The sequence below is a fragment of the Anaerolinea thermophila genome, from assembly GCF_020723905.1.
In the GTDB taxonomy this organism is placed as follows: Bacteria; Chloroflexota; Anaerolineae; order Anaerolineales; family Anaerolineaceae; genus Anaerolinea; species Anaerolinea thermophila_A.
The window spans coordinates 376789-391616 of the sequence record NZ_DYHZ01000003.1; the positions used below are offsets into that span (position 1 = coordinate 376789).

Here is a 14828-nt window from a genome sequence, read left to right on the forward strand (position 1 = left end):
TCAACTCATGAGAACTCATCTACATCGCATTGTCACAGGTGTCGTCATTGGAGCACTAATGGGGGGGCTATACGCCTGGTTCGGTCAAGCCATTAATGGGTTACTACTACCCGGGGTGCCCTTGAAGCCAGGGGGAGGTGATTCTCTCCTGGAATATATCTTGAAATATACTTTTTCCGGTGCATTGTTAGGAGGTGTGGCATCTTTTCCAGAGTCAAAATGGTTAGGGACGGTTTTGGGAGGATTTTCAGGCGCATTAGGATTAACGTTGTTGGGTACCCTTTCCCTTCAGGGAGGAGAGGAACGTACCTTAGGGATGTTTATCATGTTATTTTATCTGTTTTTACCTCTGGTTGTTTTGTATCTCCCCTTTGCTTATTTGGTGAGGCTTGGAGTATCCTCGCAGATCCCTGATCAGGATCACCCTGAACTTTGGGCACGAAGATATCTTGTCCCCTTGGGACTCCTTCTTTTAGTATTCGTGATTTCTTTATTTTCAATTTATGGACGATCTGAGCGGAAAGCCTTCCAAATTGTAAATCAACTGATTCAGCAATCTCGTGCCTCCTCCAGTGTACAAGCCTTACCAGCCTCATTTCAGTCTGTTCAGGGCTATTGGGAGAATGCTCAAGGAGAATATACCCTTTGGTTGAGTGATCGAGTTGATCTATTTATGGGCCCACAACCAGCCAATTCACCTTTGTCTCAATTCTTAATCGTAGCAAAATTCGAAAACGGTTTTCAGTTTGCCTGTATTTTTCAAGGTGAGCAAACAATTGTTCCTTATTGTACAAATTATTCTTATGAACCTTAAGGTTTGTTATAATTTTTTTAGAATTTTTTACCGGGTGGTTTTTGTCTATAAAAGATAAATCGGGTATAATTTAGCGGTTTTGTTGTTGCCTGCAAGACAATTCACCAAGACCCAATGGAGGTTTCGTTCTATGGAAAAAGACGAATATTTACGCATGTATAAAGAGATGGTGATAATCCGCCGACTGGAAGAACGTTCTGCTGAACTGTATCAACAGGGAAAAATTGGCGGATTTCTTCATCTCTATATTGGACAAGAGGCTGTCAGCACAGGGTTGATTTCAGCAAGGAAACCCCAAGACCGCGTGATTACAGCCTACCGGGACCACGGCGTTGCGATCAACTGCGGCTTATCAGCACGCGAGGTGATGGCAGAGTTGCTCGGAAAAGCCACCGGTTGTTCCAAAGGCAAAGGCGGATCAATGCATCTTGCCGATGTGACCAAAAATTTCTGGGGAGGTCATGCGATTGTAGGTGCTCATTTGCCTATTGCTACGGGGCTGGCTTTAGGAGATGCTTATACCGGGCAAAAAAATGTCACTATCTGTATGTTTGGTGATGGGGCAACGAATATTGGATATTTTCACGAAGCCTTGAACATGAGCAAAATCTGGAATTTACCTGTTCTGTGGGTGTGTGAAAATAATCAATATGGAATGGGGACAGCAGTGGAGCGAGCCTCAGCGGTTTCTGAAATTATCCAAAAAGCCCAGGCATATGGTATGCCCAGCCGGCGGGTAGATGGTATGGATGTGGTGGCAATGCGCCAGGCGGCTGAAGAGATGATTGAAGCCATTCGAGAGGGAGCAGGTCCCATGTTGATGGAAGCCATGACCTACCGTTTTCGAGGCCACTCCATGGGAGATCCAGAACGTTATCGCAAACCTGAAGAAGTTCACCGCTATCAGGAAAATGATCCCATTGGGATTTTCCGACAGTATCTTCAGGAGAATGGGATTGCCACAGAAGAAGCACTCAATCAATTAGATGATGAAGCAGAAGCCATTGTGGAAGATGCTGTTCAGTTTGCTGAAGCCAGCCCTGAACCTCAACCTCATGAACTGTTTGAGCACATTTACGTAGAAGCATAGGGAGGAAATATGGCAAGAATTACCATGCGCGAGGCAATTTCTCAGGCTTTATGGGAAGAAATGGAGCGTGATCCCAGTGTGTTTATTTTGGGCGAAGAGGTTGGGGTATGGGGGGGAACCTATGCGGTTACCAAGGGCTTTTACGACCACTTTGGCCCTGAACGCGTAAGGGATACACCCATTGCTGAGTCAGGTATTATTGGGGCGGCAATTGGTGCCGCACTAACCGGCTTGCGCCCGGTCGCTGAATTAATGACCATCAATTTTGCGTTTTCTGCCATGGATCACATTGTCAACCAGGCAGCCAAACTTCATTACATGTTTGGCGGTCAGATGGTTTTACCTCTGGTGATCCGAGCGGTGGGAGGTGGTGGACGTCAATTGGGGGCTACTCACTCTCAGACTCCGGATGCCATTTTTGCTCATTTTCCGGGATTGAAAGTGGTTGCACCGGGAACACCTGCGGATGCCAAAGGACTGTTGAAATCTGCCATCCGCAGTAATGACCCCATCCTGTTTATCGAACATGCCACTTTGTATCAGATGCGGGGTGAAGTTCCGGAAGGGGATTACACCATTCCGATTGGAAAATCTACTGTTCAACGTGCTGGAAAAGACGTCACCATTGTCACTTACAGTAAGATGTTGGAAATTTCGTTAAAAGCAGCAGAACAATTGTCAAAAGAAGGCATTGAGGTTGAAATTGTGGATTTACGCACCCTGCGTCCCTTAGACATGGATCCGGTACTGGAATCCTTTAAGAAGACCAATCGCGCTGTCATTGTTGAAGAAGGTTGGAAATCCTATGGCGTAGGTGCAGAAATCGCCGCACGGATTTACGAAGAGGCCTTTGATTATGTAGATGCCCCAATTCGCCGTGTGGCACAAAAGGAAGTTCCTTTACCTTACAATCGAACCCTGGAGCAAATGGCCTTGCCCAAGGTTGAGGATGTCGTTCAAGCGGTCAGGGAGGTGTTGAATGGCTGAAACGATCAAGATGCCCAAACTCGGCTTTGATATGCAGGAAGGCACTCTGGTGCGCTGGGTTAGGCAAGAAGGCGAGGCAATTGAAAAAGGACAGGTACTGGCAGAGATTGAGACGGATAAGGCTACAGTGGAAGTAGAAACCACTGTCAGTGGTGTTGTCTATCGGCATCTTGTAGAGCAAGGTGCGATAGTCCCTGTTGGTACTCCAATAGCCATCATTACCGCGCCCGGAGAGGTTGTTTCAGAAGAACCGACCTCTGAAGTCTCTCCGAAAGCAAGCACTGAGGAGTCTGTTGAGATGCAACCATCAGGGCCTGCGAGTGGTCCCGTCATTGAGGAAGTACAGCGTATCAAAGCCTCTCCATTAGCCAAACGCCTTGCCCAAGAGCATCAGATAGATTTGAATGCCATTCGAGGAAGCGGACCGGGAGGAAGAGTTGTTCGAAAAGACATTGAAGCCTACCTGGAAATGATAAAAACCTCTGCTCCAAAGCCTTCCGAAGTAGCGGGAGCGGCGCCTCCTGAACCTGTGCCCCCATCGGTTATTTTGCCTGTATGGACAGGTATGGCAAACGTTCCAGCGGATGAAGTTGTTACCATGGATCGTCTCCGGCAGGCAATCGGACGCAGGATGGTGGACTCAAAGCAAAACTATCCTCATTTTTACGTAACCCGCTCTTTCAATGTGGAGGCGTTGCTCTCTCTGCGAGAACAAATTAACCAGTTGATGCCTGATGGACAAAAGTTAACCTTGAACGATTTTGTCATTAAAGCCGTGGCTCTGGCTTTGCGCAATTACCCAAATCTGAATGCTTCCGTTTCTGGAACAAATATTGTGCGCCATGGTCATGTGAATATTGGAGTGGCTGTTGCGGTAGAGGGTGGTTTGCTTACGGTTGTATGTAAAGATGCTGACTTGAAACCGGTCAGAACCATTTCTGCTGAAATTCGTGACATGGTTTCCAGAGCACGGCAGGGGAAAGTCCGTCCAGAGGACATTGAAGGATCAACTTTCTCAATCAGTAACCTGGGAATGTTCGATGTTGAACATTTTGTAGCCATAATTAATCCCCCTGAAAGCGCAATCCTGGCGGTGGGTGCTGCTCAAAAAGTGCCTGTTGTTGTTGGGGATGAAATTAAACCCGGAATACGCATGAAAGCCACGCTGTCTGCCGATCACCGGGTAACGGATGGCGCTGAGGCGGCGCAATTCATGCAGGCTCTGGCGAGATACATTGAAAATCCAGTTTTGCTTCTTGTTTAGACTGAACCGGTAATTGAAAGGGGCTGTTTGCAACAACCAGACAGCCCCTTTTTCATGGCTTTTGTTCGTAAAACAGCCGGTATAAATTATAAAGTTCTACAATATTCATAATGTATTGGCGGGTTTCCTGGAAACGAATCACTTCTAGAAATAAATCTGGATCATCGTTTGCCAGTTCTTTCCATGCAAGAGTGTTTCCAGCGCCTCCATTATAAGAAGCCAGTGCGGCGTATATATCTCCATCAAAAAAGCGAATTTGACGGGAGAGGTATGAAGCCCCAAATTCAATGGAGACCTTGGGGCGCTCCAGGTCTTTTAGATCAAAGTTAGAAGGCCATTGCAGTTGAGTGGCAATTTCTCGGGCGGTTGACGGAATGATTTGCATCAGTCCTCTGGCGTTAGCAGAAGACCTGGCTGTAGGATCGAAGAGACTTTCCTGCCGGATTACACTCAAAAGCAACAAAGGATTTAGATTGTACTTCTGGGATGCCTGCTGGATGAGATCTTTGAAATATACGCCAAAACGGATATGGTTGAAATAACGAGGCGCGCTCAAGGTGGAAGCGTCGTCAAATCCAGCCAGATTGAGAACTTGCCGGGCAGATAAAATTGCCAGGCGATAAAGGTTTTTTTCCAGGAAGTAGTTCATGAGTTTATACGAGTTAATCGGATCGTTGAGATATTGCTGTCGGACTTTCTCAAACTCATTGAGCGCTTCTTCGTACAAACCCAAATCGTATAAGGCTTCACCCTTCTGAAATGCTGGTGATACCCTCAGTTCAGAGAGATTATTCAAATCTTGCTCAGGAGGGATCGAAAACTTTGTCCTCAACCAGGTTTCAGCCTCGTCTTTTTCTAAATTCAAATCATAGGCTAAATTGATTGGATTTTGACTTTCAAAGGGCTTTCGCCCTACCAGAAGTTCTGACGCTCGTTGACTGTAGTATCCGGTAGGATCTCGCTGAACAGCCTGCTCCCAGGCGGTTTTGGCTTGCTGAAAATCATTTTCTGCCTGATACGTTTTCCCTACCCATAAGTAAGATGCGGCTTGCTCTTCGGGTTGATCTGACAGGATGAGAAAACGTTGAAAAATTAATCGAGCCTGAGAATAATTTTTTAATCGGTAAAGGGTAATACCTGCCAGGAACAATGCACGGCGGCTGATTTCTGCTGATGGAAAACGTTCATGGCATGTCTGCCAGGTTTCTGCGGCTTTCGAAAGATAATTTCCTCTTTCATAAATTCTTGCCGCCTCAAAAAGCATTTGGGGAGCATCCTCAACATCTCCGGCTTTATTGACGTAATCAAGTAAAACCTCCGCTGCCGTTGGATAATTGTTTAAATAAGCCCATAAGATAAAGGCTTTTTGCTGGTAGGCTTTTGACCAGAATCGATCATTCGGATATTTCTCGATGAGAATATCAAAATCCCCAATTGCGTTTCCATATTCCGACATAGCCAGGCGGCTCATGCCTCGATAGTAATAGGCTGTGCTGGTGGGAATTTCCTGACTGTCGATGTACCGGGAGAAAGCCTCTACGGCAAGGCCGTATTGTCCAGCAAAATAATCTACCAGACCACGATTTAATTCGTCCACAGGCTGTCCAGCATTTATTAACTCCACCAGCCCGGAATACGAGTCATAAGCCATTGGAAAATTCGTTACCGAATCCTGAAAACGCGCATAGGCTTGCTCTGGAGCTCCCAGGTTCAGGTATATTTGTCCCAGCAAGAAGTTGATTTGTGCTTTAGCATATTCATTGGCAGTATTTTGATATGCATCTAAAAATTCTGTGATGGCAGAAGAGGTATTCTGATTAATAGCCAATGCCCGGGCTTTCTTGATTTTCAGCCAAACGGGGTCTTTATCCACAGGTAACGCATCAATTGCCATCTGGTAGGCTTCTGCGGCTTCTGCCGGACGATTTGCATTCAAGAGGGCATCCCCTCGCCATTCCTCTATATATTCGTTCAGGGTTGTACCGGTTATCTCAGATAATTTCGCATAGGCATCAGCGGCTAAATCGGGTTTGTTCAGGGCTTCGAAAGAAAGCGCCAGATATAACCAGGCACTGCCTATATTTTCAGCCTGGGGAAACTGTGTGATTGCCAGAGTAAGTTCTTGAATGGCTTGATCGTAGTTTCTCGTTAAGTAAGATATTTTTCCCAGTTCAATCAGGGCTTCTGCAACTACTGCCTCATCCTCCGCTCGCTGGATGATATCCTGAAATTCTTCTTTTGCCCGATCAAAATCTCCCATGAAGAAATGACTTTCTCCCAATTCCAATCGAACAGCAGGTAATGGTGTAGGAGTAGGTGTAGCACTGGGTTCTGGAGTCGGTGTCTGGTTGGCCAGGTTGACGCTCTCTGTTTCTACACTGGTCTGCGGCCTGAACTGTACGGGAAGTCCACAGGACATCATCACGAAGGGGATCAGCAGCAAGAAAAGAAAAAATTTTTTGGACATATACTGGTGCTTATACTGGAAGTGCGAAGGGATGTCAATACCCATGAAGGTTTCAGAGCATTTTGATGGATAATTGTAAAAAGGATTTTATTCCCAGAGGTCAACCCTTGTCAGGAGTAAGACGGTCATTTATACTGGATACGGAGGTTTTGGGAGATGCCAAAACAGAGGATTTTGCTGGTGGATGATCATGAAGTCGTTCGAATTGGCTTGAGAGCCCTTTTAGAACACCATGCCCATTTTGAGGTGATTGGTGAGGCGTCTACGGCAAAGGAAGCCATTGATATGGTTTCCCGGTATCGTCCTGATATCGTCTTGATGGATATCCGTTTACCAGGCGCTTCTGGCATAGAAGCCTGCGAGGAAATCACTACTCGTTTTCCCGAAACGCGGGTGGTCATGCTGACTTCCTATGCAGAAGATGAGATGCTTTTCTCGGCAATTCGTTCAGGCGCTTCCGGGTATATTCTCAAACAAATTGGCGGTGATGACTTAATTCGAGCGCTGGAATCCGTGGGCAGGGGAGAAGCGTTACTGGATCCGGCAGTAACCCAGCGTGTATTTCAGGAAGTCCGTCGTGCCGTCAAGGAAGAAGAGGCATCCGCCTTTGCAAACCTCAGTCAACAGGAAAAACATGTTTTGTTGTTGGTTTCCGAAGGTAAAACCAACCGGGAAATTGCCAAAGCCTTGTTCCTTGGAGAAGGAACCGTCCGGAATTACGTAAGCAGTATTCTCTCCAAGTTGGGAGTGAGCAATCGCGCTGAAGCCGCGGCTTATGCTGTGGAGCATAACCTTAGAGAATATTTGTAAAGCTATTCTCCAAACCACTCGATCCATCTTTGTTTCATGTAAAGGGCATCTTCTTCAAGCACCGGCGATTCACAGAGAATCCTGCCGGTGCATTCACGTTCGTGAAGGGCTTCAAACAGTCCCTTTAAATTTAAATCGGATTCTTCCAGCCGTAGATGATTTTTTTCTCCCTTATCTGAATACTCAATTCCTGAAAGATGGATGTGGAGGCTCTTCAAAGATTCTTCGCCAAGCGTCTTTGCGACTTCATCGAGCACTTCAAGCCATTCCTCGCGAGAATTAAGGGCTCCTGTTCCAGTACGGGCGTGGAGATGCGCAAAATCCAGACAGGGTTTCACATATCCTGGAAGGGCTCTGCTCATCTCCAGTACATCCTCCAGCGACCCCAGCATGGCAGATTTGCCCATGGTTTCTGGTCTCAATATTACCTTAATTTGTTGATCGGATAATTCCTTTACGCATCCTTCCAGGCGGTTAATGGCTTTAGGGAGAACTTCAGCAGGTGGTAGTGAAAAATAAGAGCCGGGGTGGAAAATAATATCCGTGGCTCCTGCCAGCGCTCCATAATATGCTGCATCCATTAAACGCTTTCGAGATTTCAGCCACTCTTCGTCATCAGCGTTGAGGTTTATGAAATAAGGTGCATGGACGCTGATTTGAACCTGATATTCTTCAGCCGTTTTTTGAATGTCACGGCAGGTTTCCTCAGATACACGAACGGACTGTACCCATCCCAATTCAAACGCATACAATCCGAGAGAGGCTAAATGTTGAATGGCTCCAATACTCCCACCCGGTTTCTTTGGGGTAGAAAGGGGAGCACCAACGGTACCAAAGGTGAAAGGAAGCATATGTCACCTCGCAAAAAACGGAGCAATTTTTTGCCACAGAGCGGGACCAATAATAAAAATTCCCACCAGTACAGCCGCAATGGCAGATATAAGTACCGCCGCTGCACCAACATCTTTCCCAACCCGTGCAAGAGGATGATGAATGGGCATGGCTAAGTCGACAACGGCTTCAAGTGCCGTGTTCAGGAATTCGGATATCCACACCAAGGCGATTGTCAAAATAATGACAGCCCAATCCCGAGCCGGAAGGTTCAGGAAAAGGCATAAAACCACGATTACTATGGAAATGATTGCATGGATCCATGCGTTCCGCTGGGTACGAATGACATACCACCAGCCGGAAAAGGCATACCCAAAGGCGCGAATCCTCAGTCGAAGGAATTCATTCATCATTATTCCGGAAGCCGATTAATTTTACAACCTAAACGGTCGAGAATTTCCTGTTGGATCTTCCACATTTTGTTTTTCTCTTCTTCTGTGCTGTGATCATACCCAGCAAGATGAAGAATGCCATGAACAATTAAGAGCACAACTTCGCTTTCGGTAGAGTGACCGGCTATTTGAGCCTGTTCTTCGGCTCTTTGAAAAGAGATAATCACATCTCCCAGGTAATGCCTTTCCGTTTCCGGGTCAAAAAAGTCCATTGTAAAAGATAGCACATCTGTGGGAGCGTCTATACCCATAAACTGTAAATTCAGATTCTTAAGGGCTTCATCATCCTGAATAGATATTGTCACATCTGAGTCTTGATGATTTTCGGCTTGGAGGGTTTCCTTGGCGGATCGAATCAGCGTCTCTCGATCGAGTAGACCTTCATAGGGTTCATCAATGAAGAGGTAAATCATATTTTCTCCTTGGATAGGTCAGTAGGGGGTTGCTCTTCCTTATGGGTGGGTTGCTGGATCTCCGGGTATCGAATTCTCGGATGGTAGGTGTTTTTCAACGTTTGTACGAACGAATCAGCAATTAATGTGAGGTCTCTCAACGTCAGTCGGGTATTATCCAGTTGTCCTTCTTTGAGGCAATAATCGATCACTTTTTTTACAACTGCCCGAATCTCTTCTTCAGTTTCAGGTAATTCAGCACGAACTCGTGCCTGTGTTCCATCGGCAAGCATTAGTAAAGCTGTTTCTCGAGAGGCTGGAGGAGGTCCCGGATATCGGAACTTTTCTTGATCCACTTTTGTAGAGTCGCCATTGGCTTTCTCAAGCGCTCTGGCATACTGATATCGAGTCAGCATAGTCCCGTGGTGTTCTCGAATAAAATCCTGGATTCGAGAGGGAATACGGTACTTCTTTGCCAGTTCTACCCCATCCAGCACATGCTGGATGATGATGCGAGCCGATTCTTCTGGAGGAATATCATCATGAGTGTCTAAAGCAGTGCCAGTTTGATTTTCGATGAAGAAAGAAGGATTTAGAGCTTTACCGGCATCATGATACATACCGCCCACGCGAACGAGCATAGCATCTGCGCCAATTTTCTCTGCTGCTTGTTCAGCAAGCACAGCAACCTGTAAACTGTGCTGATAACTACCCGGAGCGTTCTGCATGATCAACCGCAGTAAAGGATGATCTGGGCGGGAAAGATCCAGTAATTGTAATGCTGTTGTCAAACCGAGTGTTTGGGAGAAAATGTACTGAAAGAGGACAGTCAAACTGGCAGAGGCAATACCATTGAAAAAAGCACCCCCAACCAAGGTAGCAATCCCTATCAGATCGGTATAAGGAGAAATCAGGCGATAAGCAAAGATGATAGCACTTCCAGTTGCTCCAATACTGATTCCTGCCCAGATAAAATGGCTAAGACGTTGTGCTTTACCTAAAACAAAGATGCCAGTGATACTGCTCAGAAGATAGTATACGGTCAGATCAAGACTGTTTGTGGTACCAAAAGCAGTTAAGATGCCTAAAGAGATGGAAAGGATGACACCGAGTTCTATGCCAAACAATGATGCAATAGTTAACCCAAAGGCGGGAATTGGGAACAAATAGGGTACCACAGCGCGATTGGGTACAAGTGCTCGTGCAGAGAAAAGAAAAACCAGAAAGAAGAGAGCAATGATAAATGAAAAACGTAAACTTCCTGAAATTGGAATGGTTTTTCGATAGAAGAAAAGACCAGTTAAGCAAGTGAGAACAAGGATCAGTGAAACTAGTGAGATTAATTCCCTGTTTCTGTTGTTACTGCGAATTAATTTATATTGCTGAAGCGCTTCGTACGTTAATGGGGTAATTATTTGACCTCGACGAACAATTGTTTCCCCGGCAACATATTGTTTGGTGATTGGTTGAACTGCCTCGCGCGCAGATTTCCGGGCAAGTTCGGTTTGCTCCGGGCTATATAAACTGTTGGGGGTGATGAATGGACGGATGAGTTTTAAAACCAGTTGGGCTTCTTCGGGCGAAAGGGAAAAACTTATCAGTGAAGGGGTACGTTTGATGGCTTCCTGTAACTGGTCTTCTCGAATAGTGTCTCTCATGACCTGTTCCAGTACCCGAAGGGCTTCACTTTGAATTAGTTCCCAGTTACTTTGATCCAGTGTCAGTATGATATTGATTTCTTCTTGAGTCAGGTTCAGGTCTTTGGCTTTTTGTAAATCTTCAATCTTTTGCTCAAGTGATGCATAAGGATCTTGCCGGATTGCATTGATGTACTGGAACGTAATCCGCAGTTTTTCGATTTGCCGGCGGGTTATGGAAGCATCTGAGGGGAGATAGACCGGTAAGGTTTTTTGCTCTGCTTCCTGACGTGCCTGTTCTGTCAATACTTCACTGACATAACTCAGAGAGTATGGGGCTTCAATATCTTGAGGTGCCACGTCTCCTGGAGAGAGTGTGTAAATTAGTGGGCGAGAGGCTATTGGTAACCATAAGATAATAAAAGAAAGCCCGCTTGTCATAAGCAAAATGAATACCTTAAACAACCTTCGAGTATAAGGTGTAAGCAAACGGGCTTTTAGATCCGATAACCTCATGTTATCCCTGCAACAATTTACGAACCATCTGGCTAACCTGATCGCCGGAGGCTCTTCCTTGCACCTTTGGAATGAGGATTTTCATTACCTTACCCATATCTGCGGGCGTGGTTGCGCCGGCTTCCTGAATGGCTTCTCTGGCTAACGCTTCCAGTTCTTCCATAGACAGTTGTTTGGGTAAAAACGATTCAATCACCGCAATTTCTGCTTTTGCTGCCTCAGCCAGATCGGATCGGTTGGCTTTTTCGGCGTCGGCAATGGATTCGCGGCGAGACTTTAATTCTTTTTGCAACACAGCCAACAACGCGGATTCGTCCAATGCTGCACCTTTTTCTACCTCGGCAAGTTTTATGGCGCTGAGGATCATACGTATAGTGCGACGGGCAACTTCGTCGTTGTTGCGCATTGCTTCTTTCAAGGCCTGTTCAATTGTTTGTCTGCTTAACATAATGGGATTATAACCTCCTCAAGTGTTATGGCGTGATGAATACAAAAGGTTTAATTTTTTCAAAAGTTGCTTTTCCGATTCCAGTGATATTCAAGAGTTCTTCAATAGTTTTAAAACCCCCATGGGAATCGCGATAGCGGATAATTTCTTTTGCCCGATCTTCCCCAATGCCTGGCAGGGTCATTAATTCTTCCAGAGAAGCATGATTCAGATCAATCCATGCAGATGCGTTTTGATCAGTTGCTGGTGGGGTTGTAATTTCGTAAATGGAAGGAATATAAATTTTTTGCCCATCCTTAATAGGTGCAGCCAGATTGATGTCACGAAGATTGGCAGACTCAGTAACGCCGCCTGCCGCTTGAATAGCATCGTTTACCCGACTTCCTCTTTCTACTGGATATACACCCGGTTTATTTACTGCACCATCCACATGAACCAAATAGGGTTGTGGTGTAGGTGGTGGATATAGAGTGAGCGGGACTCCGCTGGGACGCCGGGCAATGAGAAGAATGACTGCGCTCGCAATGAGCCCAAAGAAAAACGCCACCAGGTATTTTTGCCACTCCTGCCATTCTTCCATGGGGAATTCTCCCTCTGAGAGAAAATTATGTGTCCTGGGATGATGCGTATTCCTTTTCCAATCGTAACATTTCTTTAAATGCAGCAATGGCTACTTCCAGCATGCCAGGATCCGGTTCCCGGGTGGTCAAACGTTGCAACACCAGATTGGGTTGAATCAAGTTGCGTACCAGAGGATTATCAATATGGTTAGCACTCCAGCGAATGAACTCGTAGGCAATCCCTGCCAGTATTGGTAGAAAGAGAACCCTGGTTGCAATTCTCCAGAAGGGTGTCAGGTCTCCCAGCAGGGTAAAGACAACAATGGAAACAATGATCAGGGTGAGCAAAAAAGAGGTGCCACATCGCGGATGTTCTAAAGGATATTGTTGCACTTTCTCAGGGGTGAGCTCTTCCTGACCTTCGAAGGCGTTAATGGTTTTATGTTCTGCTCCGTGATAAGCAAATACCCGCTGAATTTCGGGAATTTTTCCAATAGCCCATATGTATCCAATAACAAAAGCAAGCCGGATTCCTCCTTCAATTAAATTGCTTGTAAAAGCATTCATTGTCAGGGAGTTTTGTAGAAATTGAGCAATCCCTGCGGGAATCAGGAAAAACAAGCCAATTGCCAGAAGGAGAGAAACCCCGATGGTGAAAACTGCTGATTTCCCATCAATCGGTTTTTCTTCAGGGGCTTGTAAATTGGCAGAAATGGTCAGAAACCGCATTCCCAGACCAAGAGCATCCCATAGGGCTGTGACCCCTCGAATAAAAGGCAATTGCCAGAACCGTGACCGGTAAATATTGGAAAGGGGTTCAACATGCAGGACAATTTTCCCCTCTGGAGCGCGCATTGCCGCAACAGCAACATAACGGCTCCGCATGAGTACGCCCTCAATCAGTGCTTGACCACCATATGCAGGCATTCGTGTGGATTTCAATGTTTAAGTCCTTCCTGTTCGGCTAAGTTAAAGAAGAAGTGGATTAAGGCTTCAATGCCTTTTTTCCAGGTGGGAAGATGGAGGTGTTCGTTAGGACTATGAATGCGATCATCCGGAAGACCAAATCCAGTAAGAATGCTCTCAATGCCAAGGAAATTTTTAAAGTCTCCTACAACTGGAACACTGCCGCCTTCGCGTTTATAAACTGGGCGAATCCCCCATACTGTTTCAAGTGCAGAAGCCAGTGCCTGATTGGCAGGATGGCGAATGTCTGTCATGCAGGGATTGCCGCCACCCAGGTATTTTAATTCCCAGCGTACCGTAGGAGGCATAACATTTTTCAGGTGCTGGAGGAATTGCTGATGAACTTCGTGAGGATTTTGTTCGGGAACAAGTCGGCAAGAAATCTTTGCCATTGCGTAGGCTGGAATGATGGTTTTTGAACCCTGACCAATAAAGCCAGAGTACAATCCATTCACTTCTAAGGTGGGGCGGGCGCCAATTCGTTCAGCAAAATTGAATTCAGATTCTCCCCAAAGAGCAGGCGCTCCTGTTTGTTCAAGAAGAACTTCTTCCCCCAGAGGCAGGCGGGAAAGTTCCTGTTTTTCCCAGTCCGGTAAGGGTTTAACCCGATCGTAAAAACCGGGCAAGGTTACTGTTCCGTTTTGGTCATGCAAACCGGCAATGAATTCGCAAAGTACCTGAGCCGGGTTATGAATAACCCCGCCAAATACCCCAGAGTGCAGGTCGTGAGAAGGTCCATAAACCAGCAACTCAAAGAAAGCCAAACCTCGCAAGGCATATACAATAGTGGGCAGGTGAGGCGCCATCATCCCGGCGTCGGGGTTCAAAGAAATATCGCTCTTCAAGAGATCGACGTGTTTTTCAACGAATGCTCTGAAATGCGGAGATCCGATTTCTTCCTCACCTTCAACAACAAATTTTACATTTACAGGAATTTCTTGAGTTTTTCGAATGGCGTGATAGGCTGAAAGTGCAGCAAGAACTTGCCCTTTCATATCCGAGGTTCCCCTGCCAACCAGGTAATCTCCCTTTACCTGGGGTTCAAATGGAGGGGTTTCCCAGAGTTCAAGAGGATCTACAGGTTGCACATCGTAGTGCCCGTACACCAACACCACAGGTTTTTCTGGGCCGGCAGATAAATCTTCCCCATAAACTACCGGATGCCCCTGGGTGGGAATGATCTTTACGTTTTGCATCCCGGCCATTTCCATTTGATAAGCCAATTCTGAGGCGGCTCTCTGAATATCATTTTGGTTTTCAGGAAAGGTGGAAATGGAAGGGATTTCAACGAGTTTCTTAAGCGAACTCAGATACTCATCCATATGATCTCGGGCAAACTTGACTGCATCCCCTCGACGAGTGCTCATACCTTGATACTCTCCTTTATCATTCTGTTATTCCAAATTATAAGCAATTTTATCGGGATTGCCATCTCGGAAGTCATCATGACCTTAACTGTGGTGTGGATGTTAACAAAAAAGACTTGTGATAAAATTTTATGGAATACGGTGGTCGGCTAAATTTTAGCCGGCGTCGAGCGGAAATACGCTCGTCGAAAAGTGCCACAGTTCCAATCCGGCATAAAAGGCGTGAT

General features: G+C 46.0%; 14 protein-coding genes. 5 read left to right on the forward strand and 9 right to left on the reverse strand.

Annotated elements, in window-relative coordinates; genetic code table 11:
- The first annotated feature begins 7 nt into the window (after positions 1–7).
- The 4 genes from LHF31_RS06525 (at position 8) to LHF31_RS06540 (ending at position 4155) form a co-directional block, all read left to right on the forward strand.
- Complete coding sequence (locus LHF31_RS06525; protein ID WP_303773917.1) at positions 8–814, forward strand: hypothetical protein; 807 nt, start codon at positions 8–10, stop codon at positions 812–814.
- 130 nt (positions 815–944) lie between these two features.
- Positions 945–1904 carry a pyruvate dehydrogenase (acetyl-transferring) E1 component subunit alpha gene (gene pdhA, locus LHF31_RS06530; RefSeq protein ID WP_298004705.1) on the forward strand — a complete coding sequence of 320 codons (960 nt, stop codon included), beginning with the start codon at positions 945–947 and terminating at the stop codon, positions 1902–1904.
- A 9-nt stretch (positions 1905–1913) separates the two neighbouring features.
- The gene (locus LHF31_RS06535) at positions 1914–2891 is read left to right on the forward strand and encodes an alpha-ketoacid dehydrogenase subunit beta (RefSeq protein WP_298004703.1); all 978 of its coding nucleotides are present in this window, start codon (positions 1914–1916) and stop codon (positions 2889–2891) included.
- Complete coding sequence (locus LHF31_RS06540; RefSeq protein WP_298004701.1) at positions 2884–4155, forward strand: dihydrolipoamide acetyltransferase family protein; 1272 nt, start codon at positions 2884–2886, stop codon at positions 4153–4155. The genes LHF31_RS06535 and LHF31_RS06540 overlap by 8 nt, the downstream gene beginning before the upstream one ends.
- Before the next feature lie 52 nt (positions 4156–4207).
- Here LHF31_RS06540 and LHF31_RS06545 read toward each other — a convergent pair whose 3' ends face one another.
- On the reverse strand, positions 4208–6622 hold the full coding sequence (locus tag LHF31_RS06545) for a transglycosylase SLT domain-containing protein (protein WP_298004699.1): 2415 nt from the start codon (positions 6620–6622) through the stop codon (positions 4208–4210).
- A gap of 156 nt (positions 6623–6778) precedes the next feature.
- Here LHF31_RS06545 and LHF31_RS06550 point away from each other — a divergent pair, with 156 nt between their 5' ends.
- Positions 6779–7432 (forward strand): response regulator transcription factor, encoded by a 654-nt coding sequence (locus LHF31_RS06550; RefSeq protein WP_298004697.1) that lies wholly within the window; start codon positions 6779–6781, stop codon positions 7430–7432.
- Positions 7433–7434: 2 nt separating this feature from the next.
- Here the strand turns inward: LHF31_RS06550 and LHF31_RS06555 are convergent, their stop codons facing one another.
- From LHF31_RS06555 to LHF31_RS06590, 8 genes are read right to left on the reverse strand one after another with little or no spacing between them, the layout of a single operon-like run.
- Positions 7435–8283 (reverse strand): TIM barrel protein, encoded by an 849-nt coding sequence (locus LHF31_RS06555; protein ID WP_298004694.1) that lies wholly within the window; start codon positions 8281–8283, stop codon positions 7435–7437.
- Between the two features lie 3 nt (positions 8284–8286).
- Entirely contained in the window at positions 8287–8676 is a 390-nt protein-coding gene (locus LHF31_RS06560) for a diacylglycerol kinase family protein (RefSeq protein WP_298004690.1), read from the reverse strand.
- The gene (gene ybeY, locus LHF31_RS06565) at positions 8676–9128 is read right to left on the reverse strand and encodes an rRNA maturation RNase YbeY (protein WP_298004687.1); all 453 of its coding nucleotides are present in this window, start codon (positions 9126–9128) and stop codon (positions 8676–8678) included. Before ybeY ends, LHF31_RS06560 begins: the two co-directional genes overlap by 1 nt.
- Positions 9125–11260, reverse strand: coding sequence for an HD family phosphohydrolase (locus LHF31_RS06570; protein WP_303773918.1), 2136 nt, complete (start codon positions 11258–11260; stop codon positions 9125–9127). The genes ybeY and LHF31_RS06570 overlap by 4 nt, the downstream gene beginning before the upstream one ends.
- A gap of 1 nt (position 11261) precedes the next feature.
- On the reverse strand, positions 11262–11708 hold the full coding sequence (locus tag LHF31_RS06575; RefSeq protein WP_298004681.1) for a GatB/YqeY domain-containing protein: 447 nt from the start codon (positions 11706–11708) through the stop codon (positions 11262–11264).
- A gap of 25 nt (positions 11709–11733) precedes the next feature.
- Positions 11734–12288, reverse strand: coding sequence for a helix-hairpin-helix domain-containing protein (locus tag LHF31_RS06580; RefSeq protein WP_298004678.1), 555 nt, complete (start codon positions 12286–12288; stop codon positions 11734–11736).
- A 25-nt stretch (positions 12289–12313) separates the two neighbouring features.
- Positions 12314–13153, reverse strand: coding sequence for a DUF1385 domain-containing protein (locus tag LHF31_RS06585; RefSeq protein ID WP_303773919.1), 840 nt, complete (start codon positions 13151–13153; stop codon positions 12314–12316).
- Between the two features lie 53 nt (positions 13154–13206).
- A complete protein-coding gene (locus tag LHF31_RS06590) occupies positions 13207–14601 on the reverse strand; it encodes a dipeptidase (RefSeq protein ID WP_298004672.1) in 1395 nt (464 codons plus the stop codon).
- Between the last annotated feature and the right edge of the window lie 227 nt (positions 14602–14828).

Excerpts from the sequence above, each read along its gene's own strand:
- LHF31_RS06525 (WP_303773917.1), top strand. The coding sequence starts at position 8 with ATGAGAACTCATCTACATCGCATTGTCACAGGTGTCGTCATTGGAGCA.
- pdhA (WP_298004705.1), top strand. The coding sequence starts at position 945 with ATGGAAAAAGACGAATATTTACGCATGTATAAAGAGATGGTGATAATC.
- LHF31_RS06535 (WP_298004703.1), top strand. The coding sequence starts at position 1,914 with ATGGCAAGAATTACCATGCGCGAGGCAATTTCTCAGGCTTTATGGGAA.
- LHF31_RS06540 (WP_298004701.1), top strand. The coding sequence starts at position 2,884 with ATGGCTGAAACGATCAAGATGCCCAAACTCGGCTTTGATATGCAGGAA.
- LHF31_RS06545 (WP_298004699.1), bottom strand. The coding sequence starts at position 6,622 with ATGTCCAAAAAATTTTTTCTTTTCTTGCTGCTGATCCCCTTCGTGATG.
- LHF31_RS06550 (WP_298004697.1), top strand. The coding sequence starts at position 6,779 with ATGCCAAAACAGAGGATTTTGCTGGTGGATGATCATGAAGTCGTTCGA.
- LHF31_RS06555 (WP_298004694.1), bottom strand. The coding sequence starts at position 8,283 with ATGCTTCCTTTCACCTTTGGTACCGTTGGTGCTCCCCTTTCTACCCCA.
- LHF31_RS06560 (WP_298004690.1), bottom strand. The coding sequence starts at position 8,676 with ATGATGAATGAATTCCTTCGACTGAGGATTCGCGCCTTTGGGTATGCC.
- ybeY (WP_298004687.1), bottom strand. The coding sequence starts at position 9,128 with ATGATTTACCTCTTCATTGATGAACCCTATGAAGGTCTACTCGATCGA.
- LHF31_RS06570 (WP_303773918.1), bottom strand. The coding sequence starts at position 11,260 with ATGAGGTTATCGGATCTAAAAGCCCGTTTGCTTACACCTTATACTCGA.
- LHF31_RS06575 (WP_298004681.1), bottom strand. The coding sequence starts at position 11,708 with ATGTTAAGCAGACAAACAATTGAACAGGCCTTGAAAGAAGCAATGCGC.
- LHF31_RS06580 (WP_298004678.1), bottom strand. The coding sequence starts at position 12,288 with ATGGAAGAATGGCAGGAGTGGCAAAAATACCTGGTGGCGTTTTTCTTT.
- LHF31_RS06585 (WP_303773919.1), bottom strand. The coding sequence starts at position 13,153 with ATGCGGAGCCGTTATGTTGCTGTTGCGGCAATGCGCGCTCCAGAGGGG.
- LHF31_RS06590 (WP_298004672.1), bottom strand. The coding sequence starts at position 14,601 with ATGAGCACTCGTCGAGGGGATGCAGTCAAGTTTGCCCGAGATCATATG.